This is a genomic window from Klebsiella sp. H-Nf2, assembly GCF_002806645.1.
GTDB lineage: Bacteria > Pseudomonadota > Gammaproteobacteria > Enterobacterales > Enterobacteriaceae > Klebsiella > Klebsiella variicola.
This window is the reverse complement of sequence record NZ_PIBL01000006.1, coordinates 23956-47516: the sequence shown is the minus strand read 5'-3', so window position 1 is coordinate 47516 and position 23561 is coordinate 23956. Positions and strand designations below refer to the sequence as shown.

Here is a 23561-nt window from a genome sequence, read left to right as displayed (position 1 = left end):
TGAGGTTGAATCAGATGAAAGGACAAGAAACTCGTGGTTTTCAGTCAGAGGTAAAGCAACTTCTGCACCTGATGATCCATTCCCTCTATTCCAACAAAGAAATCTTTCTGCGTGAGCTGATTTCCAACGCCTCTGATGCGGCCGATAAGCTGCGTTTCCGCGCGCTGTCGCAGCCGGATTTGTATGAGGGCGATGGTGAGCTGCGCGTACGGGTTTCGTTTGATAAAGACAACCGCACCCTGACCATTGCCGATAACGGTATCGGCATGAACCGGGAAGAGGTTATCGACCATCTCGGCACCATCGCTAAATCCGGTACCAAAGCGTTTCTGGAATCGATGGGTTCCGACCAGGCGAAAGACAGCCAGCTGATCGGCCAGTTCGGCGTCGGCTTCTACTCTGCTTTCATCGTGGCGGATAAAGTGACCGTGCGTACCCGTGCGGCGGGCGATAAACCTGAGAACGGCGTGTTCTGGGAATCCGCCGGCGAAGGGGAATATACCGTTGCTGATATCACCAAAGCCGATCGCGGCACCGAAATCACCCTGCATCTGCGTGAAGGCGAAGACGATTTCCTCAACGACTGGCGCGTGCGCTCCATCATCAGCAAGTATTCCGACCATATCGCGCTGCCGGTTGAGATTGAAAAGCAGGAAGAAAAAGACGACGAAACCGTGATTTCGTGGGAAAAAATCAACAAGGCGCAGGCCCTGTGGACCCGCAGCAAGTCCGAAGTTAACGACGACGAATACAAAGAGTTTTACAAGCATATCGCTCACGACTACAGCGATCCGCTGACCTGGAGCCACAACCGCGTGGAAGGTAAGCAGGAGTACACCAGCCTGCTGTATATCCCGTCGCAGGCGCCGTGGGATATGTGGAACCGCGATCATAAACACGGCCTGAAGCTGTACGTGCAGCGTGTGTTCATTATGGACGACGCCGAGCAGTTTATGCCGAACTACCTGCGCTTCGTGCGCGGCCTGATAGACTCCAACGATCTGCCGCTGAACGTCTCCCGTGAAATCCTGCAGGACAGCAGCGTGACCCGCAACCTGCGCACCGCGCTGACCAAACGCGCGCTGCAGATGCTGGATAAGCTGGCGAAAGATGACGCTGAAAAATATCAAACCTTCTGGAAACAGTTCGGCCTGGTGCTGAAAGAGGGCCCGGCGGAAGATCCGAGCAACCAGGAAGCGATCGCCAAACTGCTGCGCTTCGCGACGACGCATACCGACTCCTCCGCACAGACCGTGTCGCTGGAAGAGTATGTCTCGCGCATGAAAGAAGGCCAGGAGAAGATCTACTACATCACTGCCGACAGCTATGCGGCGGCGAAGAGCAGTCCGCACCTCGAACTGCTGCGTAAGAAAGGGATTGAAGTTCTGCTGCTCTCCGATCGCATCGACGAGTGGATGATGAGCTACCTGACCGAGTTTGACGGCAAAGCGTTCCAGTCGGTGGCGAAAGCCGACGAGTCGCTGGATAAGCTGGCGGATGAAGTGGACGAGTCCACCAAAGAAGCTGAAAAAGCGCTGGAGCCGTTCGTTGAGCGTGTGAAAAACCTGCTTGGCGACCGGGTGAAAGAGGTGCGTCTGACCCATCGTCTGACCGACACCCCGGCGATTGTCACTACCGATGCCGACGAGATGAGCACGCAGATGGCGAAGCTGTTCGCGGCAGCGGGCCAGGCGGCGCCGGAAGTGAAATACATCTTCGAACTGAACCCGGCGCATCAGCTGGTGAAACGTGCCGCCGATACCCAGGATGACGCGCAGTTCGGTGAATGGGTAGAGCTGCTTCTGGATCAGGCGCTGCTGGCTGAGCGTGGCACGCTGGAAGATCCGAACCAGTTTATCCGCCGTATGAACCAGCTGCTGGCTTCCTGACGCGAACCTGAACGAGTAGCCCGGCCGAGCGACGCGACGCCGGGAACGGGATAAATGCCCCGCCTGAGCAATTTGCTCCGGTGGGGCATTTCACATTGGATTGCATAAAATATCTCACCATTAACCGTTTCAGCCACACCGCCTTCCTTGAGCCATCGCCGTTCTGGTGGTATGGTTTAGCGTTTTTGAAAAATTGAATCGACTTTTGAGGGGATTTTCGTAATGCGTATTATTCTGCTTGGCGCTCCGGGCGCGGGTAAAGGAACTCAGGCTCAGTTCATCATGGAGAAATACGGTATTCCGCAAATCTCCACCGGCGATATGCTGCGCGCGGCGGTAAAATCCGGCTCTGAGCTCGGTAAGCAAGCGAAAGACATTATGGACGCCGGCAAGCTGGTGACCGATGAGCTGGTCATCGCGCTGGTGAAAGAGCGTATCGCCCAGGAAGATTGCCGTAACGGCTTCCTGCTGGACGGCTTCCCGCGCACCATTCCGCAGGCTGACGCCATGAAAGAAGCGGGTATTACCGTTGATTACGTGCTGGAATTCGACGTGCCGGACGAACTGATCGTCGACCGCATCGTTGGCCGTCGCGTTCATGCGGCATCCGGTCGCGTATACCACATCAAATTCAATCCGCCGAAGGTGGAAGGCAAAGACGACGTGACCGGCGAAGAGCTGACCACCCGTAAAGACGACCAGGAAGAGACCGTGCGTAAGCGCCTGGTGGAATACCATCAGATGACAGCGCCGCTGATCGGCTACTACACCAAAGAAGCGCAGGCGGGCAACACCAAATACGCCAAAGTCGACGGCACCAAAGCGGTGGCTGACGTGCGCGCCGAACTGGAAAAAATCCTCGGCTGATAAAGCCTTTTCTCATCCTGCTGCGGCAGGATGAGAACTCCTCTCATTTCCACCTTTTGCTATGATTGGTTCCGTTTAGCGCCATTTCAGCTACAATTGGCTGCGATTCAAATGGTTAAGAGGCGGTAATGCATCAGACGAAAACAGGTATCTTGCTGGCCAATTTAGGCACTCCCGATGCGCCCACCCCCGGTGCGGTGAAGCGCTATCTGCGACAATTCCTCAGCGACAAACGGGTGGTGGATACGTCTCGTCTGCTATGGTGGCCGCTGCTGCGTGGCGTCATACTGCCGATTCGCTCCCCGCGCGTGGCGAAGCTCTATCAGTCCGTATGGATGGATGAGGGTTCGCCGCTGATGGTATACAGCCGTCGCCAGCAGCAGGCGCTGGCCGCCAGGCTGCCGGATACGCCGGTGGCGCTGGGTATGAGCTATGGTTCGCCGTCGCTGGCCAGCGCGGTGGATGATTTACTGGCGCAGGGGGTGGGACACATCGTGGTGCTGCCGCTGTACCCACAGTATTCCTGCTCGACGGTGGCTGCCGTCTGGGATGAGCTGGCGCGGATCCTTGCGAAAAAGCGCGCCATTCCCGGTATCTCGTTTATTCGCGACTATGCCGAACATCCGGACTATATCCATGCGCTGGCGGCCAGCGTGCGCGCCTCCTTCGCCGTGCACGGTGAACCCGATCTGCTGCTGCTCTCCTATCATGGGATCCCGCAGCGCTATGCCAATCAGGGGGACGATTATCCCCAGCGCTGTCGCGATACCACGCGGGAACTGGTCTCCGCGCTGGGGTTGCCGCCGGAGCAGGTGATGATGACCTTCCAGTCGCGCTTTGGCCGCGAGCCCTGGCTGACGCCCTACACCGATGAAACGCTGAAAATGCTTGGCGAGAAGGGGACGAAGCATATTCAGGTGCTGTGCCCGGGTTTTTCCGCCGACTGTCTAGAGACGCTGGAAGAGATTGCCGTTCAGAACCGGGAAGTTTTCCTCGAAGCGGGTGGCGAGCAGTATGAATATATTCCGGCGCTAAACGCGGATGTGGCGCATATTGAGATGATGGTCAACCTGACGGCACCTTATCGCTGATCGCGCGCAGGGCGGGGAATATGCTACTATTTCCCGCTTGTTCCCTGTTATTTAAGCGCCACTATGAAATTTCCCGGTAAACGCAAATCCAAACACTATTTTCCCGTTAACGCCCGCGACCCGCTGCTCCAGCAAATACAGCCGGAGAATGAATCCAGCGTCTCCTGGGTGGTGGGTATCGACCAGACGCTGGTGGATATCGAAGCGAAAGTGGATGAAGCGTTTATCGTGCGCTATGGCCTGAGTGCAGGCCACTCTCTGGTGATTGAAGATGATGTCGCCGAGGCGCTGTACCAGGAGCTGGTACGCAACAATCTCATTACCCATCAGTTTGCCGGCGGCACCATCGGCAATACCATGCACAACTACTCGGTGCTGGCGGACGATCGCTCGGTGCTGCTTGGCGTGATGTGCAGCAATATCGAAATCGGCGGCTATGCCTATCGCTACCTGTGCAATACCTCCAGCCGCACCGATCTGAACTATCTGCAGGGCGTCGACGGCGCCATTGGCCGCTGTTTTACCCTGATCAGCGACAGCGGCGAGCGCACCTTCGCCATCAGCCCGGGCCATATGAACAAGCTGCGCCCGGAAAGCATTCCGGAAGCGGTGATCGCCGGCGCCTCGGCGCTGGTGCTGACCTCTTACCTGGTACGCTGCAAGCCGGGCGAGCCAATGCCGGACGCCACGATGAAAGCCATCGAGTACGCCAAAAAGCACGATGTGCCGGTGGTGTTAACTCTCGGGACCAAATACGTGATTGCCGATAACCCGGCGTGGTGGCAGCAGTTCCTGCAGGAGCATGTCTCTATTCTGGCGATGAATGAAGAGGAAGGGGAAGCGCTGACCGGTTTTGCCGATCCACTGTCGGCGGCGGATAAAGCGCTGGACTGGGTCGACCTGGTGCTGTGCACCGCCGGGCCGGCGGGCCTGTATATGGCGGGCTTTACCGAAGAAGAAGCAAAGCGTAAAACCCAGCATCCGCTGCTGCCGGGGGCGATCCCGGAGTTTAACCAGTTTGAATTCAGCCGTGCGATGCGTCACCAGGATTGCGTTAATCCGCTGCGTATCTATTCCCATATCGCCCCGTATATGGGCGGACCTGAAAAAATCATGAATACCAACGGCGCAGGCGACGGCGCGCTGGCGGCGCTGCTACATGACATCACCGCCAATAACTACCATCGTAATAATGTGCCCAACTCCAGCAAGCACAAATGCAAATGGCTGACCTACTCGTCGCTGGCGCAGGTGTGTAAATATGCCAACCGCGTGAGCTATCAGGTGCTGAACCAGCACTCGCCGCGTTTAACCCGCGGCCTGCCGGAACGTGAGGACAGCCTGGAAGAGGCATACTGGGAGCGTTAAGCGAGCCCCTCTCCTGATGGGAGAGGGGCGTGCATCAGCCGGTGACCACTTCACCGGCCGGTGGCGTTTCCAGAAGCTGTAGCATGGCACGGGCAATTTCCCGCTCGCCCATCACCACCTGATTGGCCCCGCGTTCAATAATGTAGTCCACTTCATCATCATAATGGGCGCGGGCAATGATCTCGATGTTCGGGCATTTTTCCCGTGCGGAAGCGACAATCTCTCCGGCCTCGTAGCCGTTGGGGATAGTCAGCAGCAGCCAGCGGGCGCAGTCGAGATGCGCCAGCTCCATGATCTCTTCATTGGCGGCATTGCCCAGCACCGCGCTGATCCCGCGCTCGCGTAGCTCATCCACGCGGGTGCGCGAAGTCTCAACCACCACCAGCGGGATCCCCTGGGCCATCAGCTTCTCGCCCAGCAGGCTGCCGACGCGACCGAAGCCAACCAGCAGCGCGTGGTTGCAGATATCGACTGGCACCTGCTTCTCATCTTCCAGCACCTCTTCCAGCGTCTGCTCGTCGAGGGTTTCGGTTTTATCGAGATATTTTTCCAGCAGGGTAAACAGCACCGGGTTGAGCATAATCGAGATGATCGCCCCGGCCAGCACCAGGTTTTGTCCGGCCTGCGGCAGCAGGTTAAGCGCCATCCCCAGACCGGCGAGAATAAAGGCAAACTCACCAATCTGCGCCAGGCTGGCGGCAATGGTCAGTGCGGTACGCGGCGAATGACCAAACATACGCACGAGGAAAAAGGCGGCGGCGGATTTACCAAAGATAATAATCGCCAGCGTTGCCAGCACCGCCAGCGGCTGCTGGACCAGCACCATCGGGTCAAACAGCATGCCGACGGAGACAAAAAACAGCACCGCGAAGGCGTCGCGCAGCGGCAGGGTGTCATGGGCGGCGCGGTGGCTCAGCTCAGATTCGTTAAGCACCATGCCGGCGAAGAAGGCGCCAAGGGCGAAGGAAACATCAAACAGCTCCACGGCGCCGAAGGCGATGCCCAGCGCCAGAGCCAGAACTGACAGGGTGAACAGCTCGCGTGAGCCGGTGGCGGCGCTGCGCGACATGATCCACGGTACCAGCCGGCGACCGACCAGCATCATGATGGCGATAAAGGCCACCACTTTACCAATGGTGATCCCGAGGTCGAGGGCCAGAGAGGCGAAGCCAACGTCACCTTTCTCCGTCATCCCGGCAATTGCTGGCAGCAGGACCAGCGTCAGGACCATCACCAGGTCTTCCACAATCAGCCAGCCGATGGCAATCTGCCCGCGCTGACTGTCAATCAGCTGTCGCTCCTCCAGCGCGCGCAGTAGCACCACGGTACTGGCGGTGGAGAGACACAGGCCAAAGACGATGCCGGTCATCAGCGACCAGCCAAGGGCGGCGGAGAGTGCCATACCTAACAGTGTCGCCACGGCTATCTGGGCGATAGCCCCGGGAATGGCGATCGACTTTACCGCCATCAGGTCTTTAAGCGAAAAATGCAGCCCGACGCCGAACATCAGCAGGATCACGCCGAGTTCTGCCAGTTCAGGAGCCAGTTTGGTATCAGCAACAAAGCCAGGGGTGAAAGGTCCGGCCAGCACGCCCGCTAAGAGATATCCCACCAGAGGAGAAATACGTAGCTTATTGGCAATCATGCCGAGAATAAAGGCGAGCACGAGGCCGCCGACAATGGTGGTGATAAGCGGTGTTGCGTGGTGCATTCCGTCTCCTTTCCAGTGGTGTATCGGTCCATTTTGCTACCCTATCCGGGTAATAGTTTATGACAAAAACGTTCACTTTGTTTATGAATAATTCTTGAATTGTGCAAAAAAATGGAATTAACCGGCCAAAAGGCACAGAAGGGAAAATCGCGGAGGGAATGCGCGCATCAGGCTGATGGCGCAAGGGATAACGGCGGCCAGCGTTGCACTTTGGCCGCCGGATAATCAGGCTTTTTGCCGGTTATCAGGAAGAAATATCGTCAGGAAACCCAGCAGCGGCAGGAAGGCACAGATTTTATACACCAGATCGATACTGGTATGGTCCGCGAGCAGGCCCAGCACCGCGGCGCCAAGGCCACCCATGCCAAAGGCGAAGCCGAAGAACAGGCCAGAAACCATGCCGATTCGGCCCGGCAGCAGCTCCTGCGCATAGACCAGGATAGCCGAAAAGGCCGAGGCGAGGATAAAACCAATAATCACCGTCAAAATCCCCGTCCATTCAAGGCTGGCGTAGGGTAAAACGAGGGTAAACGGCGCTACGCCGAGGATAGAGCCCCAAATAACATATTTTCGCCCAATCTTATCGCCAACCGGCCCGCCGATCACCGTCCCGGCGGCAACCGCGAACAGGAAGGCAAACAGATGAAGCTGTGCGTTTTGCACCGATAATCCGAACTTGTGCATCAGATAAAAGGTGTAATAGCTACTGATACTCGCCATATAGAAATATTTCGAGAAAATCAGCATCAGCAGAATGCTTACCGCCAGAATGACCTTATTGCGCGGCAGCGGATTGACGATGACCGGCTTCGGTTTGCCCTTATTCATCCGGTGCTGCGCGGCATACCAGCGGCTGATTTGCGATAGCACCACAATAGCCAGCAGGGCGGCCAGCACGAACCAGGCGACATTGCCTTTGCCATAGGGGGCGATAATCACCGCCGCCAGCAATGGGCCAAGCGAGCTGCCGAAGTTACCGCCGACCTGGAACAGCGACTGGGCCAGGCCGTGACGGCCGCCGGAGGCCATCCGCGCCACGCGGGACGATTCCGGATGGAAAACCGAGGAGCCGGTACCCACCAGCGCGGCAGCCAGCAGCACCATGCCGAAACTCCCTGCCAGCGCCAGCAGAATCAAACCGCAGAGGGTGAAGCACATGCCCACCGGCAGGGACCACGGCATCGAGCGCTTATCGGTGATGTAGCCGATCACCGGCTGGAATAGCGATGAGGTCAGCTGGAAGGTGAGAGTGATCATCCCGATCTGCACGAAGGAGAGGGAGAATTCAGCCTGCAGCAGCGGATAGATAGCCAGAATGAGCGACTGGATCATATCGTTAAGCAAATGGGACAGGCTGATCGCGCCTAAGATGCCAAACGAGGTGCGTGCTTTTTGCGGCGGCGCGTCGGTACTGGGTAAGGTCTGAGCGGATTGGTTGGTTGTCATAGGTTCACTTCAGCGAGTTCTATTTGTTGTAGAGAATGCAGGTTGATACCCTAAATAATTCGAGTTGCAGGAAGGCGGCGACGCAGCGAATCCCCAGGAGCTTACTCAAGTAAGTGACTGGGGTGAGCGAGGAAAGCCAACGCACATGCAACTTGAAGTATGACGGGTAGAATTATTATCCAACTAACATACCTGTTGATAAGGTTTGAAGGAAGTCGCAATTCTGAAAACATATTTGTCAACGCGGCTAACTCGCTATACTTTCGGCACTTGGGATTAAGTCAGGGAGTGAAGCATGCATTATTTCAAACACAGCGTGGCGCTGGCGTTATTTGCCGCCTTATCGCTGGGCAGCCTGTCCGCGCAGGCCTATGAGCAGGATAAAACCTATAAAATTACCATCCTGCACACCAACGATCACCACGGCCATTTCTGGCGCAATGACTATGGCGAATATGGTCTGGCGGCGCAGAAAACGCTGGTCGATGGCATCCGCAAAGAGGTGGCGGCGGAAGGGGGGAGCGTCCTGCTGTTATCCGGCGGCGATATTAATACCGGCGTGCCAGAATCTGATTTACAGGATGCAGAGCCCGATTTTCGCGGCATGAACCTGATCGGCTACGACGCGATGGCGGTGGGTAACCATGAATTTGATAATCCGCTGAGCGTGCTGCGCCAGCAGGAAAAGTGGGCTAAGTTCCCGTTCCTGTCGGCCAATATTTATCAGAAAAGCACGGGTGAACGGCTGTTTAAACCCTGGGCGCTGTTTAAGCGCGGTGGGCTGAAAATCGCGGTGATTGGCCTAACCACCGACGATACGGCCAAGATCGGCAATCCGGAATATTTCACCGATATCGAATTCCGCAAACCGGCGGAAGAGGCGAAGCTGGTTATCCAGGAGCTGCAGCAGAATGAAAAGCCGGACGTGATCCTGGCCACCACCCACATGGGTCATTACGACAATGGTAACCACGGCTCCAACGCGCCGGGCGACGTTGAAATGGCGCGGAGTTTACCTGCCGGATCGCTGGCGATGATCGTCGGCGGTCACTCGCAGGATCCGGTATGCATGGCGTCGGAAAATAAAAAGCAGGTCGATTATGTGCCAGGCACCCCGTGCGCGCCGGATCGTCAGAATGGCATCTGGATCGTCCAGGCGCATGAGTGGGGCAAATACGTCGGCCGCGCCGATTTTGAGTTCCGCAACGGCGAGATGAAGCTGGTGCACTACCAGCTGATCCCGGTGAACCTGAAGAAAAAAGTGACTTACGATAACGGCCAAAGCGAGCGGGTGCTGTATACGCCGCAGATCGCGGAGAACCCGCAGATGATGTCGCTACTGACGCCGTTTCAGAACAAAGGCAAAGCGCAACTGCAGGTCAAAATCGGCAGTGTGAATGGTCATCTGGAGGGCGATCGCAGTAAAGTGCGCTTTGTGCAGACCAATATGGGTCACCTGCTGCTGGCGGCGCAAATGGCGCGCAGCAACGCGGATTTCGCGGTGATGAGCGGCGGTGGGATCCGCGACTCCATCGAGGCGGGCGATATCACCTACAAGGATGTGATGAAGGTCCAGCCGTTCGGCAATGTGCTGACCTATGTCGATATGAGCGGCAAGGAAGTGGTGGATTATCTGACCGCCGTCGCGCAGATGAAGCCGGATTCCGGCGCCTATCCGCAGTTTGCTAACGTCAGCTTCGTGGCCAAAGATGGCAAGCTGAACGATCTGAAAATCAAAGGCGAACCGGTGGATCCGGCGAAGACCTACCGGATGGCGACGCTGAGCTTTAACGCCACCGGCGGCGATGGCTATCCGAACATCGCCGATAAACCCGGATATGTGAATACCGGCTTTATCGATGCCGAAGTGCTGAAAGAGTATATCGAGAAGAACTCGCCGCTGGATGCGGCAGCCTACGAGCCGAAAGGCGAGGTGAGCTGGCAGTAAGCCTGGGCTTCAGGTTGGCGATTTCCCCGGTGGCGCTGCGCTTACCGGGGCTACGAGTTGGGTAACCCGGATAAGGCGCGTGCGCCGCTATCCGGGATAGTGCCATCAATCGCGGCGGGCGATATCGGCGAACTTCGCGTCCAGAAGCTGCGCCAGATCGCTGGCCGCCAGCTCAATATCCAGACCGCGTTTGCCGCCGGAAATATAGATGGTGGCAAATTCCTGCGCCGGGGCGTCAATCACTGTCGGCAGGCGCTTCTTCTGCCCCAGCGGGCTGATGCCGCCCACCAGATAGCCGGTGATACGCTGCGCCACCATCGGGTCGGCCATGTCGACTTTCTTAGCGCCCAGCGCTTTAGCCACTTTCTTCAAATCCAGCTGCCCGGCGACCGGGGTGACGGCGACCGCCAAATGCTTCATATCGCCGTTAACGGCGACCAGCAGGGTCTTGTAAACCTGGTCGGCATTGAGGCCGAGCTTGCGCACCACTTCATCACCGAAGTTGGTCTCATTGGGATCGTGATCGTAACTGTGGATTTGAAAGGGGATTTTGTTTTTTTCGAGTAATTTAACGGCGGGAGTCATAGCTATCCTTCTTACCAACCGGTTTTGCGTGACGTCAGAATACGCCCGCAGGTTGTATAAAAAATAGTACCATCTTGCGCAATAGTATTGGCAGTGATGGTCACTTTGAGCGACAATCAGACGATCCGGGATGTATATCCCGGGATAATAATAATGATGAAATTCCTCTTTGACGGGCCAATAGCAATATTGGCCATTTTTTTATGTCAGCATGTCCGGCAGATTCCCTTCGCCATACAGATGCAGCGCGCCGACGGCAACCACGTAGCGCCCCGGCGGCAAGGCCAGCAGCGTCTCGCGCCAGGCGAGATTGCGCTGGTGCATCAGCACATCATATAAAGACTGGCTGAAAGTCGTCGGCAGAGATACCGCACCGCGCGATGGCGGTTGTTCCAGCCACCAGCCGATCATCACCTGTAGCAGGCGGGCATTGGTCCGCCAGTGGCTCAGTGTGTCTTCCAGCAGGGCCATCCCCCCGTCGGGCAGATCGCGCAGCAGCGCGATTTGGCTGTCGGCGCCTTCCAGTTCCATCACCGTTATGTTGCTCTCGCGGGCGGCCATCAGCAACTGATAATCGATGCCGTAATCCGGTCGCAGTCCCAGCTTTTGCGCCTGGGTGGCCTGCAGGACCATCGCCACCTGCCACAGCGGCTGGTTATCGAACAGCCCGACCGACAGGCCCAGCTCGCCGGCTCGCGCCTCTAGCTCGCTCAACTGCGCATCGCTCAGGCGTTCCGCCAGCGGTGGGTAAGTGGGGAGATTGCTAAAGGGGGTTTCATTGCCGCTGATATCGGCCTCGACGATTAACGCATCGGCCTGGCGTATTTTTTTCAGAAGCTTCGCTGGCGGCGGCGCCATGTCGCGGGTACCCATATGGATGCTGCCGACGAGATGCAAATAACGTTCGCCGGGCAGGACGATATCCATTGCAGGCCAGGAATAAGACGAGCCGACGGCGGCTCGCCACAGCATTTTTATCCGGTTTAACAGGCCCATACGCGCTCCGAAGTGTGAGGACTTCATGCTAGCGCATATGGTGATACACGTCACCCTTCCGGCGGGCTTTTCTTGTCTCAGCAAAAAAACGGGCGCCGAACAACGTCGGTGCCCGTTTCGTTTACTCTTTCGGTTTAAAGCGCAGCAGGCGGTTAGCGTTACTCACCACGGTGATCGATGACAGCGCCATCGCCGCACCGGCGACCACCGGGTTGAGCAGGGTGCCGGTCAGCGGCCAGAGGATCCCGGCGGCAATCGGGATACCCAGCGAGTTGTAGACAAACGCGCCCAGCAGGTTCTGCTTCATATTGCGTAACGTTGCTTTCGAAATTGCCAGCGCATCGGCCACGCCGTTGAGGCTATGGCGCATCAGGGTAATCGCCGCGGTTTCAATGGCGACATCGCTGCCGCCGCCCATGGCGATCCCGACATCGGCCTGGGCCAGTGCCGGAGCGTCGTTAATGCCGTCGCCGACCATCGCGACTTTGTGTCCCTGGCTCTGCAGACGTTTAATGGCATCGGCTTTACCGTCCGGCAGTACGCCAGCGATCACTTCATCAATGCCCGCTTCTTTGGCGATGGCATTCGCTGTAGTGGGGTTATCCCCGGTCAGCATCACCAGACGGTAGCCCTGACGATGCAGGCGCGCCAGCGCGTCGACGCTATCCTCACGTAACGGGTCGCGGATGGCGAACAGCGCGGCGGCCTGGCCATCCACCGCCAGCAGCACCGGCGTGGCGCCGCGCGAGGCCTGCGCCGTCATCTCGCTTTCTATGTCGGCGGTATTGATATGCTGCTCGTTGAGCAGCGCCTGGTTGCCGAGCAGCAGGCGATGACCTTCCGCTTCGCCGCTGACGCCAAGGCCGCGCAGGGTGCGGAAGCCACTGACTTCCGGAAACGAACTGTCGGCGGCTTTATCAAGGATCGCTCGCGCCAGCGGATGGCTTGAGCCCTGTTCCAGCGCGGCGGCAAGACGCACGACGGTGGATTCATCAAAGGTTGAGAAAGTTTTCACCGCCACCACCTGCGGCTTGCCTTCGGTCAGGGTGCCGGTTTTATCGAACACCAGGGTGTCGAGTTCGCTGGCGCGCTGCAGGGCATCGGCATCGCGCACCAGCACGCCGTATTCCGCCGCCCGGCCAACACCGGAAATAATCGACATCGGCGTCGCCAGGCCTAAGGCACATGGACAGGCGATAATCAGTACCGTGGTGGCAATGACCAGGGTATAGACGATCTGCGGCGCCGGGCCGAAGAAGTACCAGATCGCGGCGCTGATCAGCGCAATGGCGACTACCGCCGGAACAAATACTGCAGAGATTTTATCCGCCAGCTGGCCGATCTCCGGCTTGCTGCTCTGCGCCTGGCGCACCATACGGATAATTCTTGCCAGAGTGGTCTGACTGCCGACGGCGCTGGCGGTGAACAGCACGCTGCCGTCCTGCACCACGGTGCCGGCGTGAATGGCATCGCCATCGCCTTTTTGCTGCGGCACCGGTTCGCCGGTGAGCATCGCTTCATCAAACCAGGCTTCGCCCTGGCTTATCACGCCGTCGACCGGGACGCGGTCGCCGGTGGTCAGGCGCAGGGTCATGCCGGCCTGAACTTCCGCGAGCGGCAGATCCTTTTCCCCCTCAGGGGTCACCACGCGGGCTGAAGGCGGCGTCAGATCGAGCAGTTTCTCCAGCGCTTTCGAGGAGCGCTGGCGAGCGCGGGCCTCCAGCATATGGCCGAGGTTAATCAGGCCGATAATCATCGCGCTGGCTTCGTAATACAGATGCCGGGATTCCATCGGGAACCACTGTGGCCACAGGTTGACGCTCATGGAGTACAGCCAGGCGACGCCGGTGCCGAGCGCCACCAGCGTATCCATGGTGGCGGTGCCGTTTTTCAGGCTTTTCCACGCGCTGCGGTAGAAGTGGCCGCCGGCGAAGACCATGACGGCGAGGGTGATAAGGCCGATGACCAGCCACAGCGAACGGTTGTCGTCGCTGACCATCATGTTATCGCCGATCATCCCCCAGACCATCACCGGCACGCCGACCAGCAGGGCGACAATCGCCTGCCAGCGAAAACGCTTCATCGTAGCGATAGCGGTTTCCTGCTGACGTTCGCGGCGTTCCAGATCGTCTTCGATCGCCTCCGCGCCATAGCCGGCTTTTTCCACTGCCTGCACTAATTCTGCGGCGGACGCACTGCCCATCACCAGCGCCGTGCGTTCCGCCAGGTTAACCCGCGCCTGTGAGACGCCCGGCACCGCGGCAAGCGCGTTTTGTACCCGGGAGACGCAGCTGGCGCAGCTCATGCCGTTGATCAGCAGCTGTTGACTGTCATCTTCGTCATGGGCTGCCGGAAGCTCAGGAGTGGCCGCTGTCAGTGCTTCCGACGGGATTGATGATTCTGCCAGCGGTTTAGCCTTTGGGTGGCTGAGCTCCGCGCCGTATCCGGCTTGTTTCACGGTATCAATCAGCGCTTGCGCACTGGCGCTACCCGTGACATGGGCTTCAGTGAGGGTCACCTCGGCTTGCTCAACGTCAGGACGCTGTTCCAGACTCTCTTTCACGCGTTTGACGCAATGCCCACAGGAGAGGCCATCCAGCGTTAGGTCGATAGTGTTAGACATACAAAAACTCCTGAATAATTTTCCGGTCAACGATTGACCAGACCCACTCTTTCATCGAGTATTAAGAAGGTTAAACCTTCCAGCAAGGGGAAGGTCAAGGAGAAAAAATGAATATCAGCGATGTGGCGAAAAAAACCGGTTTAACCAGCAAAGCGATTCGTTTTTACGAAGAGAAGGGGCTGGTGACGCCGCCGTTGCGGAGCGAAAACGGCTACCGCACCTACAGTCAGCAGCATCTCGATGAGCTGACGTTACTGCGCCAGGCGCGACAGGTGGGGTTTAATCTGGAAGAGTGCCGCGAGCTGGTGGCCTTATTTAACGATCCGTCGCGCCACAGCGCTGATGTGAAAAAACGCACGCTGGAGAAAGTGGCGGATATCGAGAACCATATCCGCGAGCTGCAAAATATGCGCGCGCACCTGCTGGCGCTGGCCGAATCCTGCCCCGGCGATGACAGCGCGGAGTGCCCGATTATCGATAATCTTTCCGGCTGCTGTCATCGCAAGGCGCAGGCTTAACGGACAGCGGGCCTGATCCGTAGCGTAATCCCTTCCACGGCGACCACTTCGACCTTGCTGCCCGCCGCGAGGTCTTCGTCAGCAATTACCGGCCAGGAGCTGTCGCCCACGCGCACGTGGCCGCGGCCATTTACCAGCGGGGCATCCAGCGTCAGGCGGCGGCCAACCAGCTGCTGCCCGCGCTGGTTAAGCTGAGCATCGGCCGGGCGCTGCGTTTTGACGCGCTTGCGCAGCCATTTCGACCACAGCCACGCCGCCAGCAGGGTGAGAACGGCAAACAGCGTCCCTTGCCATTCCCAGCTCAGCGGCAGGAGCCAGGTGAGAGCGCCGGTCGCCACGCCAGCGACACCGCTCCACAGCAGGTATCCGCTGCCGCCAAGCATCTCGGCCGCCAGCAGCAGTCCACCCAGGCTTAGCCAGAACAGATGGGGGTGGGCGAGGATCATGTCGATCATGATTTTTTCCGATCGCCAGCGCCTTCTTTAATCAGCTCGCTGATCCCGGCGATCGATCCCATCAGGCTGCTGGCATCCAGTGGCATCATCACTACTTTGCTGTTGTTAGCGGATCCAATCTGGAGCAGTGCGTCGGTATATTTCTGCGCCACGAAGTAGTTGATCGCCTGAATATCGCCCGAGGCGATCGCCGATGACACCATCTGGGTGGCGCGGGCTTCCGCTTCGGCGGAACGTTCGCGAGCTTCCGCCTGCAGGAACGCGGACTGCCGTTCGCCCTCGGCTTTGAGGATCTGCGACTGTTTTTCCCCTTCTGCTTTCAGAATTTCCGCCTGGCGGATCCCTTCCGCCTCCAGAATATAGGCACGCTTGGTACGTTCGGCTTTCATCTGGGCGTTCATCGAGGCGATAAGCTCCGCCGGTGGGCGAACGTCGCGAATTTCGACGCGGGTGATTTTCACCCCCCACGGGTTAGTTGCGTCGTCAACGATATGCAGTAGTCGGGTGTTAATACTGTCGCGCTGGGAGAGCATTTCATCCAGTTCCATCGAGCCGAGCACGGTACGGATGTTGGTCATCGTCAGGTTGACGATCGCCAGCTCAAGATTGCTGACCTCGTAGGCGGCCTTTGGCGCGTCAATCACCTGAATAAAGCAGACCGCGTCGATGGTGACGTTGGCGTTATCCCGGGAGATAACCTCCTGCGAGGGGATGTCGAGCACCTGCTCCATCATGTTCACTTTGCGGCCGATTCGGTCCATAAACGGCACGACTAAGCTTAATCCCGGCTGCAGCGTCTGGGTAAAGCGTCCAAAACGCTCTACCGTCCACTGATAGCCTTGCGGGACAATTTTCACCGACGCGGCCACAATGACCAGCGCGACGAAAATAAGGATAGGAATAAAAATCAGCATCAAAAACCTCCTGTCTTGTTGCCTGGTGGGGCGCTACAAGGAAATAGCGCCTGTTTAAACTGAGTATATCTTTCTCCTCATCCTGGAGAAAGGAAAGTGGGGTAAACTAGCGGTGTTTCAGAAAATAATCAGGAAGACTCATGAAGGAAAATAACGCGCTTTTGCGTCTCGAAGGTGTGGGGTTTAAGACCGACGACGCAGTTATTTTACACAATATCACTCTTCAGCTCAGACCCGGAGAATTTAAGCTGATTACCGGGCCTTCCGGCTGCGGGAAAAGCACCTTGCTGAAGATTATCGCCTCGCTGCTCAGCCCAACCTCCGGACGCCTGTTTTTTGACGATGTGGATATCGCGACGCTGTCGCCGGAAACCTATCGTCAGCAGGTGTCTTACTGCGCGCAGACGCCGGCGCTGTTCGGTGATTCAGTCTACGATAACCTGGTTTTTCCGTGGCAGATCCGCAATAAACAACCCGATCCGCAGGCGCTGGTGGCTGACCTACAGCGCTTTGGCCTTGGCGAAAATATGCTGGAAAAGTCTATTAATGAACTGTCCGGCGGGGAAAAGCAGCGCGTATCGCTGATCCGCAATTTACAATTTCTGCCGCGCGTGCTGCTGCTGGACGAAATTACCAGCGCGCTGGATGAAAGTAATAAACAGAATGTGAATGAAATTATTCATGGCTACGCGACGGAAAAACAGGTCGCTGTTCTGTGGGTCACCCACGATCGCAACGAAATTTCGCATGCCGATGAAGTGATTACGCTGCAACCTGCCGGCGGAAACATGCAGGAGGTACAGCATGAACGGGCATAACATTACGAACGAATCACTGGCGCTGTCGATGGTGCTGGTGCTGATCGCTATTCTGGTCAGCTATCGGGAAAAACTGGCACTGGAAAAAGATATTATCTGGAGCATTTGCCGGGCGATCGTGCAGCTGATTATCGTCGGCTATGTGCTGAAATATATCTTTAACGTCAATCATGCGGTTCTGACGCTGTTGATGGTGCTGTTTATCTGCTTTAACGCGGCGTGGAATGCGAAGAAGCGCAGTAAATATATCGATAAAGCTTTTGTCTCGTCGTTTATCGCTATTACCACCGGCGCCGGACTAACGTTGGCGGTACTGGTCTTTTCGGGGTCGATCGCCTTTGTGCCGATGCAGGTTATTCCAATTGCCGGGATGGTGGCCGGTAACGCCATGGTGGCGGTGGGGCTGTGCTACAACAATATGGGCCAGCGCTTCAGCAGCGAGCAGCAGCAGATTCAGGAGAAGCTGAGCCTCGGCGCGACGCCGAAGATGGCTGCGGCGCGGCTGATTCGCGAGAGCATTCGCGCGTCATTGATTCCCACCGTCGATTCAGCGAAAACGGTCGGGCTGGTGAGCTTGCCTGGGATGATGTCGGGGCTAATTTTTGCCGGTATTGACCCGGTGAAGGCGATTAAGTACCAGATCATGGTGACCTTTATGCTGCTGTCGACCGCCAGCCTGTCGACGATTATCGCCGGCTATCTGACCTACCGGAAGTTCTTCAATGCCCGCCATCAGCTGGTGGTGACGCAGCTGAAAAAGCGCCCGTGAACGATCCCGGGTTGCGGCGTTCACGCCTTACCCGGGCTACCACGGCGTAATCTGTAGCCCGGATAAGCGCAGCGCTATCCGGGTAAGAGCAACGGATTAGTACAGCAGCGAATACAGCTGACGACGATATTTGGCGGCCAGCGCATCGCCAGTACCGAGGGCGGCGAGGATCTCCTGCAGCATCTTGCGCGCCTGGCCATCGCCGGCACCTAAATCCTTCTGCAGATGGCTGAACAGCAGCGCCAGCGCTTCTTCATTACGCCCGACCTGATGCAGCTGCAGCGCCAGCTGGGAGGCCAGTTGCGCATCGTCCGGATTCTGTTCCACCTGCTGCTGCAGTTGCTGGATTTCCGGGGTGTCGGCGGCCTGTTTGAGCAACTCAATCTGCGCCACCAGCCCCTGATAGTGGGTATCCTGATCCTGCAGCGGGATGGTTTTCAGCACGCTTTCCGCTTCATCGGAACGGTGCAGGGCAATCAGCGTTTCCGCCAGCAGCAGACCAATCTGGCTGTCCTGATTCGACAGCTGCCAGGCTTCCTTCAGCAGCGGTAATGCCTCGGCGTATTTTTCTTCCTGCATCAGGGCCAACGCCTGCTGGGCTTTCAGCTCCTCTTCGCGCGGCAGGACTTTATCCAGCAGGGCGCGAATCGCTTCTTCCGGCTGCGGGCCTTCAAAACCGTCCACCGGCTGGCCGTTCTGGAACAGATAAACCGTAGGGATGGCGCGCAGACCAAACTGTGAAGCGAGCATTTGCTCGGCGTCGCAATCGACCTTCGCCAGCGTGAACTGGCCGTTGTACTGGGCGGCCAGTCGCTCGAGTACTGGGGTCAGCTGTTCGCAGTGCTGGCTGCGGGCAGACCAGAAATAAAACAGCACCGGGGCGTTCATGGACTGCTGTAGCGTCTGCTGCAGGTTCGCTTCGCTAATATTGACAATATTCTGTTCGGACATGGGCATTTCTCGTTAGTCGATTTCTGTTTTACATGGGGGCGGCATTCCGCGCTTCAACTCAGCCGTGGATAATTTTGTCCATCGCGCGGGCGGGCAGCAGGCGTTTGAGCAGCGCCACCGCATGGGTGACCAGGGTGACCGGATAGCGCAGCTTTGGCTTATCGCTGGTAAAAGCGTGGCGCACTTTTTCCACCACCGCCTCCGGTCCGAGGGTAAAGCGGGCGGCAATGCCCGGATTTTCTACGGGTTTATCGCTTTGCGTCTGGTTGACGTTATCGGTAAAGCGGGTGCGGATCGGGCCCGGTTCAATCAGGCTGACCTGAATACCACTGTGGCGCAGTTCCATGCGTAGCGCATCGGACCACGCCTCGAGGGCGTATTTACTGGCGGCATAGGCGCCGCGACCGGGACTGGCAATAAGCCCCATCACCGAGGAGGTCATCACGATGCGCCCTTCGCCGTGCGGCGTCATCGCCGGCAGCAGCAGCATGGTCAGCTGATGCGCGCCGAAAAAGTTGGCGGAAAACTGCTGTTCCATCTGCTGGCGGCTGATGGTGTTCAGCGGGCCATAGACGCCATAACCGGCGTTATTGAACAGGCCATAGAGACGATTATCGGTCAGCGCAATCACCTCCGCCGCCGCGCGCTCCACGCTCTGTGGGTCATCCAGATCGAGCAAAATACCGGTTAGCCCCAGCTCCTGCATCCGCGCGACGTCCTCCGCTTTGCGGCAGGCCGCCAGCACGCGAAAGCCCTGGCGGGTTAAATCCAGCGCGCTTTCCAGACCAATTCCGCTGGAACAGCCTGTCACTAAAACCGATTTTTGCATAACTTTACCTGTCAGCGACCCCTGGCGTTCAGGAGTCATGATTAACTAAGGGAGCCAGCCGGTTCGCCATCCAGTCGGCGATAAACGGCTGCGCGTCGCGATTCGGGTGAATACCGTCGTCTTGCATCCATTGTGGTTTCAGATACACCTCTTCCATAAAAAAGGGCAGGAGAGGAATATTGAACTCCCTGGCCAGGGCCGGGTAAATCGCGCCGAAGGCTTCATTATAACGGCGGCCATAGTTCGCCGGCAGGTGAATTTGCATCAGCAGCGGCTCGGCGTTGGCCGCTTTGATATCCTTGATAATGGTGCGCAGCGTCTGCTCGGTTTGCTGCGGTGGAAAGCCTCGCAGTCCGTCATTGCCGCCGAGCTCAACCAGCACCCAGCGCGGCTGATGCTGCTTAAGCAGCGCAGGCAGGCGGGCCAGCCCCTGCTGCGAGGTATCGCCGCTGATGCTGGCGTTCACTACCGGCGTTTTCGCCTGCCACTTCTCATTGAGCAGCGCAGGCCAGGCGGCGTTGGCCGCCATTCGATAGCCAGCGCTCAGGCTGTCGCCGAGTATTAGCAGCGTGTCCGCCGCCATCGCGCGGCAGGTAAACAGGAACAAAAACAGGAAAGGCACATGCCAGCGGAAAACATACTTGAAGTTCATCATCTTAAGAAATCCGTCGGTCAGGGAGAGCATCAGCTCTCCATCCTCACCGGAGTTGAGCTGGTTGTCAAACCGCGGCAGACCATCGCCTTGATTGGCGAGTCGGGTTCCGGCAAATCGACCCTGCTGGCGATCCTCGCTGGCCTGGACGATGGCAGTAGCGGGGAAGTCTCAATGCTGGGCAAACCGCTGCACCAAATGGATGAAGAGGCGCGGGCGGCGCTGCGGGCGCAGCACGTTGGCTTTGTTTTTCAGTCCTTTATGCTGATCCCAACGCTCAACGCCCTGGAGAACGTCGAGCTGCCGGCGCTGCTGCGCGGCGCCAGCGACAGCGAGAGTCAGGGCGATGCCCGCGCGCTGCTTGAGCAACTGGGGCTTGGCAAACGCCTGCACCACCTGCCGGCGCAACTCTCCGGCGGTGAACAGCAGAGAGTGGCGCTGGCCCGGGCCTTTAACGGTCGCCCGGCCCTCCTGTTCGCCGATGAGCCCACCGGCAACCTCGATCGCCAGACCGGGGACAAAATTGCCGATCTGCTGTTCTCGCTTAATCGCGAACACGGTACCACCCTGATCCTCGTCACTCACGATCCGCTGCTGGCGGCGCGCTGCGATCGCCGTCTGCGCCTGGTGGATGGCCAGCTGCGGGAGGAAGCATGATCGCCCGCTGGTTCTGGCGCGAATGGCGCTCGCCGTCGCTGCTGATCGTCTGGCTGGCGTTAAGTCTCTCTGTGGCCTGCGTGCTGGCTCTGGGGTCGATAAGCGATCGGATGGAGAAAGGCCTTAGCCAGCAAAGCCGGGAGTTTATGGCCGGCGACCGTACGCTGCGCAGTTCCCGCGAGGTACCCGCCGAGTGGATCGCGCAAGCGCGGAAGTCAGGGCTGACCGTCGGCGAGCAGCTGAGCTTTGCCACCATGACGTTCGCCGGTGATACGCCGCAGCTGGCGGACGTTAAGGCGGTGGACGATCGCTATCCGCTGTATGGCACCCTCGAAACGCAACCGCCGGGGCTGAAACCGCAGGCGGGGAGCGTGCTGCTGGCGCCAAGGCTGATGGCGCTCCTGAACCTAAAAACCGGCGATACGATTGACGTGGGCGATGCCACGCTGCGCATTGCCGGGGAAGTGATTCAGGAGCCAGACGCGGGGTTTAACCCCTTCCAGATGGCGCCGCGACTGATGATGAATATGGCCGACGTGGCAAGAACCGGGGCCGTGCAGCCCGGCAGTCGCGTCGCATGGCGCTATAAGTTCGCCGGTAACGCGCAACAGCTGGCGGATTATGAACAATGGCTGCTGCCGAAGCTCGGCGCGGAGCATCGCTGGACTGGCCTCGAACAGGACGACAGCGCGCTGGGCAAATCCCTCGAACGCTCGCAGCAGTTCCTGCTGTTATCCGCGCTGTTGACGTTGCTGCTGGCCGTTGCCGCGATCGCCGTGGCGATGAGCCACTACTGTCGCAGCCGCTACGATCTGGTCGCGATTTTGAAGACGCTGGGCGCGGGGCGGGCGCAGCTGCGCAAGCTTATCGTCGGTCAGTGGCTGCTGCTGCTGACGCTGTCGGTGATAACCGGTGGGGTCGTGGGCCTGGCGCTGGAGCGCCTGCTATTGTTGATGCTCAAACCGGTGCTGCCCGCCGCACTACCCGCTGCCAGTGGTTGGCCGTGGCTGTGGGCTATCGGGGCGACAGGCGTCATTTCCCTGCTGGTGGGCCTGCGGCCGTATCGACTGCTGCTGGCGACCCTGCCGCTGCGGGTGCTGCGTCAGGATGTCGTGGCTAACGTCTGGCCGCTGAAACACTATATTCCTGTGGTCTGCGCGATTGTGGTCGGCGGGCTGGCCTGGCTGATGGGCGGCAGCCCGCTGCTGTGGTCGGTACTGGCCGGGGCAGTGGTACTGGCGCTGCTGTGCGGCCTGGTGGGCTGGGGATTGCTGTGGCTGCTCAAACGCCTGACGCTCAAAGCCTTGCCGCTGCGCCTGGCGGTGAACCGCCTGCTGCGCCAGCCGTGGTCGACCCTCAGCCAGCTGGCGGCGTTTTCCCTGTCGTTTATGCTGCTGGCGCTGCTGCTGGTGCTGCGCGGCGATCTGCTTGACCGCTGGCAGCAGCAGCTGCCCCCGGAAAGCCCGAACTACTTTCTGATCAATATCGCCCCTGAGCAGATAATGCCGGTGAAGACTTTCCTCGCCGAACACCAGACCCGGGCGGCGGAATTTTATCCGATCGTCCGGGCTCGTCTGACGCAGATCAACGGTCACTCCACGGACGGGAACAAAGATGAAGCGCTTAACCGGGAACTCAATCTGACCTGGAGCGCCGATCGTCCGGATCATAATCCGCTGGTGGCCGGCAACTGGCCGCCGAAGCCGGGCGAGGTATCGATTGAAGAGGGACTGGCGCAGCGGCTGGGGGTGAAGATCGGCGATACGGTGACCTTTACCGGCGATACTCAGGACTTCAGCGCGAAGGTCAGCAGCGTGCGCAAAGTTGACTGGGAGAGCCTGCGGCCCAACTTCTTCTTTATTTTCCCCTCCGGGGCGCTGGACGGGCAGCCGCAGAGCTGGCTCACCAGCTTCCGCTGGGATAACGGTCCCGCGATGTTGACCCAGTTGAACCGCGAGTTTCCCACCGTTAGCCTGCTGGACATCGGCGCCATCCTGCGTCAGGTCGGCCAGGTGCTCTCCCAGGTCAGCCGGGCGCTGGAGGTGATGGTGGGCCTGGTCACGGCCTGCGGTGTGCTGCTGTTGCTGGCGCAGGTCCAGGTCGGTATGCGCCAACGGCATCAGGAGCTGGTGGTCTGGCGCACGCTGGGGGCTGGTAAATCACTGCTACGCGCCACGCTGTGGGCGGAGTTTGCCCTGCTGGGGCTGGTTTCCGGACTGGTGGCGGCGATAGGCGCGGAAGTGGCGCTGGCGATGCTGCAGACCCGAGTCTTTGATTTCCCCTGGGCGCCGGACTGGCGCTTGTGGGTGATGCTGCCGCTGACGGGAGCGGTGTTGTTATCCCTATGCGGTGGCGGGCTGGGGCTGCGTTTGTTAAAAGGGAAAGCGTTGTTCCGCCAGTTTAGCCAGTAAGATTATTGCATTTCGATGATGCGCCGCCGTTTTTGGCGGCGCTTTTATTTTAAGCGCACAAAT

General features: G+C 58.6%; 21 protein-coding genes. 10 read left to right on the top strand and 11 right to left on the bottom strand.

Going from position 1 to position 23561, the window contains the following annotated elements:
• The first annotated feature begins 14 nt into the window (after positions 1-14).
• The 4 genes from htpG (at position 15) to CWM58_RS15785 (ending at position 5215) form a co-directional block, all read left to right on the top strand.
• Positions 15-1889, top strand: coding sequence for a molecular chaperone HtpG (gene htpG, locus CWM58_RS15800; protein ID WP_100681309.1), 1875 nt, complete (start codon positions 15-17; stop codon positions 1887-1889).
• Between the two features lie 222 nt (positions 1890-2111).
• Positions 2112-2756 carry an adenylate kinase gene (adk, locus tag CWM58_RS15795; RefSeq protein WP_002892184.1) on the top strand — a complete coding sequence of 215 codons (645 nt, stop codon included), beginning with the start codon at positions 2112-2114 and terminating at the stop codon, positions 2754-2756.
• A 128-nt stretch (positions 2757-2884) separates the two neighbouring features.
• Entirely contained in the window at positions 2885-3847 is a 963-nt protein-coding gene (hemH, locus tag CWM58_RS15790) for a ferrochelatase (protein WP_100631440.1), read from the top strand.
• Positions 3848-3910: 63 nt separating this feature from the next.
• Positions 3911-5215, top strand: coding sequence for an inosine/guanosine kinase (locus tag CWM58_RS15785; protein WP_100681308.1), 1305 nt, complete (start codon positions 3911-3913; stop codon positions 5213-5215).
• A gap of 34 nt (positions 5216-5249) precedes the next feature.
• Here CWM58_RS15785 and ybaL read toward each other — a convergent pair whose 3' ends face one another.
• Complete coding sequence (ybaL, locus tag CWM58_RS15780) at positions 5250-6926, bottom strand: YbaL family putative K(+) efflux transporter (RefSeq protein ID WP_061155513.1); 1677 nt, start codon at positions 6924-6926, stop codon at positions 5250-5252.
• A gap of 225 nt (positions 6927-7151) precedes the next feature.
• On the bottom strand, positions 7152-8372 hold the full coding sequence (locus CWM58_RS15775) for an MFS transporter (protein ID WP_100681307.1): 1221 nt from the start codon (positions 8370-8372) through the stop codon (positions 7152-7154).
• A gap of 295 nt (positions 8373-8667) precedes the next feature.
• Between CWM58_RS15775 and ushA the strand changes: the two genes are divergently transcribed.
• Positions 8668-10320, top strand: coding sequence for a bifunctional UDP-sugar hydrolase/5'-nucleotidase UshA (gene ushA, locus CWM58_RS15770; RefSeq protein ID WP_032734896.1), 1653 nt, complete (start codon positions 8668-8670; stop codon positions 10318-10320).
• A 105-nt stretch (positions 10321-10425) separates the two neighbouring features.
• Here ushA and ybaK read toward each other — a convergent pair whose 3' ends face one another.
• The 3 genes from ybaK to copA form a co-directional block, all read right to left on the bottom strand.
• On the bottom strand, positions 10426-10905 hold the full coding sequence (ybaK, locus tag CWM58_RS15765) for a Cys-tRNA(Pro)/Cys-tRNA(Cys) deacylase YbaK (RefSeq protein WP_004204728.1): 480 nt from the start codon (positions 10903-10905) through the stop codon (positions 10426-10428).
• A 201-nt stretch (positions 10906-11106) separates the two neighbouring features.
• On the bottom strand, positions 11107-11901 hold the full coding sequence (locus CWM58_RS15760; RefSeq protein ID WP_100681306.1) for a TraB/GumN family protein: 795 nt from the start codon (positions 11899-11901) through the stop codon (positions 11107-11109).
• Positions 11902-12022: 121 nt separating this feature from the next.
• Complete coding sequence (gene copA, locus CWM58_RS15755; RefSeq protein ID WP_100681305.1) at positions 12023-14524, bottom strand: copper-exporting P-type ATPase CopA; 2502 nt, start codon at positions 14522-14524, stop codon at positions 12023-12025.
• 107 nt (positions 14525-14631) lie between these two features.
• Between copA and cueR the strand changes: the two genes are divergently transcribed.
• On the top strand, positions 14632-15042 hold the full coding sequence (cueR, locus tag CWM58_RS15750) for a Cu(I)-responsive transcriptional regulator (protein ID WP_002892208.1): 411 nt from the start codon (positions 14632-14634) through the stop codon (positions 15040-15042).
• Here cueR and CWM58_RS15745 read toward each other — a convergent pair.
• Positions 15039-15497 (bottom strand): NfeD family protein, encoded by a 459-nt coding sequence (locus tag CWM58_RS15745; protein WP_100681304.1) that lies wholly within the window; start codon positions 15495-15497, stop codon positions 15039-15041. The genes cueR and CWM58_RS15745 overlap by 4 nt on opposite strands.
• A complete protein-coding gene (locus CWM58_RS15740) occupies positions 15494-16411 on the bottom strand; it encodes an SPFH domain-containing protein (RefSeq protein ID WP_061155506.1) in 918 nt (305 codons plus the stop codon). The genes CWM58_RS15745 and CWM58_RS15740 overlap by 4 nt, the downstream gene beginning before the upstream one ends.
• 140 nt (positions 16412-16551) lie before the next feature.
• Between CWM58_RS15740 and fetA the strand changes: the two genes are divergently transcribed.
• Together fetA and fetB are read left to right on the top strand one after the other, a co-directional pair.
• Positions 16552-17229, top strand: coding sequence for an iron efflux ABC transporter ATP-binding subunit FetA (gene fetA, locus CWM58_RS15735; RefSeq protein ID WP_061155505.1), 678 nt, complete (start codon positions 16552-16554; stop codon positions 17227-17229).
• Positions 17216-17998 carry an iron efflux ABC transporter permease subunit FetB gene (gene fetB / locus CWM58_RS15730; protein WP_012968803.1) on the top strand — a complete coding sequence of 261 codons (783 nt, stop codon included), beginning with the start codon at positions 17216-17218 and terminating at the stop codon, positions 17996-17998. Before fetA ends, fetB begins: the two co-directional genes overlap by 14 nt.
• A gap of 96 nt (positions 17999-18094) precedes the next feature.
• Here fetB and CWM58_RS15725 read toward each other — a convergent pair whose 3' ends face one another.
• The 3 genes from CWM58_RS15725 to tesA are packed head-to-tail and all read right to left on the bottom strand — an operon-like array spanning position 18095 to position 20430.
• On the bottom strand, positions 18095-18949 hold the full coding sequence (locus tag CWM58_RS15725) for a co-chaperone YbbN (RefSeq protein WP_074386703.1): 855 nt from the start codon (positions 18947-18949) through the stop codon (positions 18095-18097).
• A 58-nt stretch (positions 18950-19007) separates the two neighbouring features.
• Entirely contained in the window at positions 19008-19817 is an 810-nt protein-coding gene (locus CWM58_RS15720) for an SDR family oxidoreductase (RefSeq protein WP_165785805.1), read from the bottom strand.
• Positions 19807-20430 (bottom strand): multifunctional acyl-CoA thioesterase I/protease I/lysophospholipase L1, encoded by a 624-nt coding sequence (gene tesA, locus CWM58_RS15715; RefSeq protein ID WP_061156407.1) that lies wholly within the window; start codon positions 20428-20430, stop codon positions 19807-19809. Before tesA ends, CWM58_RS15720 begins: the two co-directional genes overlap by 11 nt.
• Between tesA and ybbA the strand changes: the two genes are divergently transcribed.
• Together ybbA and ybbP are read left to right on the top strand one after the other, a co-directional pair.
• Positions 20401-21087 carry a putative ABC transporter ATP-binding protein YbbA gene (ybbA, locus tag CWM58_RS15710; RefSeq protein ID WP_061156406.1) on the top strand — a complete coding sequence of 229 codons (687 nt, stop codon included), beginning with the start codon at positions 20401-20403 and terminating at the stop codon, positions 21085-21087. The genes tesA and ybbA overlap by 30 nt on opposite strands.
• Complete coding sequence (gene ybbP / locus CWM58_RS15705) at positions 21084-23498, top strand: putative ABC transporter permease subunit YbbP (RefSeq protein ID WP_100681302.1); 2415 nt, start codon at positions 21084-21086, stop codon at positions 23496-23498. Before ybbA ends, ybbP begins: the two co-directional genes overlap by 4 nt.
• On the opposite strand, the gene CWM58_RS28665 is transcribed toward ybbP, so the two are convergent.
• Entirely contained in the window at positions 23460-23561 is a 102-nt protein-coding gene (locus tag CWM58_RS28665) for a hypothetical protein (protein WP_227520718.1), read from the bottom strand. The two genes, ybbP and CWM58_RS28665, sit on opposite strands and share 39 nt — an antisense overlap.